2 protein-coding genes are annotated in these 881 nt (G+C 24.5%); one reads left to right on the top strand and one right to left on the bottom strand.

The features are described from left to right. Positions 1 to 65: 65 nt before the first annotated feature. A complete protein-coding gene (locus VN21_RS12620) occupies positions 66 to 269 on the top strand; it encodes a hypothetical protein (RefSeq protein WP_046823558.1) in 204 nt (67 codons plus the stop codon). A gap of 45 nt (positions 270 to 314) precedes the next feature. Here VN21_RS12620 and VN21_RS12615 read toward each other — a convergent pair whose 3' ends face one another. Continuing rightward, complete coding sequence (locus VN21_RS12615; protein ID WP_046823557.1) at positions 315 to 839, bottom strand: 2'-5' RNA ligase family protein; 525 nt, start codon at positions 837 to 839, stop codon at positions 315 to 317. Between the last annotated feature and the right edge of the window lie 42 nt (positions 840 to 881).

The following is an 881-nucleotide window of genomic DNA, read 5'->3' as shown; positions in this document are numbered from 1 at the left end:
TAAAAATATAATTTAAATGTTAATATAGTAGGGAATATATTATGCAAAAATACGGAGGTTAACATATGAGTACAATGTATTGTCCTAAGTGTATAGTAGAAGTTATGGATTTAATAAGTCATGAAGAAGGAACTGACTTTGAAGTAATAAACGAAGGAACTGATAATGAAATAAAAGAAGAATTTGAGTTTTGTGTAGATAAATATAAATGTCCGGAATGTGGGCATGAAGTTGAAGATTATATGGAATACGAAGAAGATGAAAAATAATAAAAAAGGAAAGATAATCATAGAATTATCTTTCCTTTTTTACGTTTAATGAAATAAATATTCTTTATGTAAAACCCATGTATTATTTTCCCATTTGAATATTGATATATTATCAAAAGTACAATCAAATTCACATGGTATTGGATTTACATAACTATAAATATCGTTATAAATTTTTTTAATCTTTTTAGAAGCTAAGGTTATATGAAAAATTTTATCTTTTCCATCGTGATCACTGAATTTAATATATTTAAATTTTTCTAATTCTGTTATTAATTTATCATGAATTATTTTTCCTTCAGAACTCATTAATACCTTCATGTAGACAACACGGTCATCAAAATGATCGTAACCATTTATTTTATATGTAGAAATAGGATTTGAATCACAAAACTTTTTTAACATATTTTCAAGTAATAACAAATCTTCTGCTTCAAATGGAGATTTTATTGTAAAGTGTGGTGGAAGCTTTGAGGATTTAGCTCCAAATTTTTCAAATAGATTTTTCCGAAGTTTATTATTAAAAGCACCTGCATTTCCTTTAGTCACTGATACTATAACATATCTCATAAAATAGTCTCCTAATTTTAATTTATTATATAAATAAAGTAT

The organism is Paraclostridium benzoelyticum (assembly GCF_001006285.1).
GTDB lineage: Bacteria > Bacillota > Clostridia > Peptostreptococcales > Peptostreptococcaceae > Paraclostridium > Paraclostridium benzoelyticum.
This window is presented reverse-complemented; position numbering and strand designations above follow the sequence as displayed.